General features: G+C 41.9%; 1 protein-coding gene. It reads left to right on the top strand.

Going from position 1 to position 327, the window contains the following annotated elements; all coding sequences use genetic code 11:
* Positions 1-327 (top strand): DDE-type integrase/transposase/recombinase (locus tag QR64_RS26360; RefSeq protein WP_152641017.1); only part of this gene is annotated, 327 nt, incomplete at both ends.

The raw sequence follows: 327 nt of genomic DNA, 5'->3' as shown, positions 1-327 counted from the left end.
AACAGAAAAGGAGCTTCGCTTTCAAGACCCAATTTAATTAATCAGATCTTTAAAGCAACAGCTCCTAATAAAGTATGGCTGGGAGACATGACCTATATCCCTACCAAAGAAGGCACCTTATACTTAGCCGTGAATATCGACGTTTTTTCACGTAAGATTGTAGGCTGGTCAATGTCTTCACGGATGCAAGATAAACTGGTGAGGGATTGCTTCTTACAAGCTTGTGGGAAAGAACATCCTCAGCCTGGCTTGATTGTCCATACTGATCAAGGGAGTCAATATACAAGCTCTCGTTATCAATCTACTCTTCGTCAAGTCGGTGCTCAA

Origin of the sequence: Rhodococcus sp. Chr-9, from assembly GCF_000801125.1 — a bacterium.
GTDB classification, from domain to species: Bacteria; Actinomycetota; Actinomycetes; order Mycobacteriales; family Mycobacteriaceae; genus Rhodococcus; species Rhodococcus pyridinivorans.
Note: the sequence above shows the minus strand (reverse complement) of the source record. Positions and strands in the feature narration are given on the sequence as shown.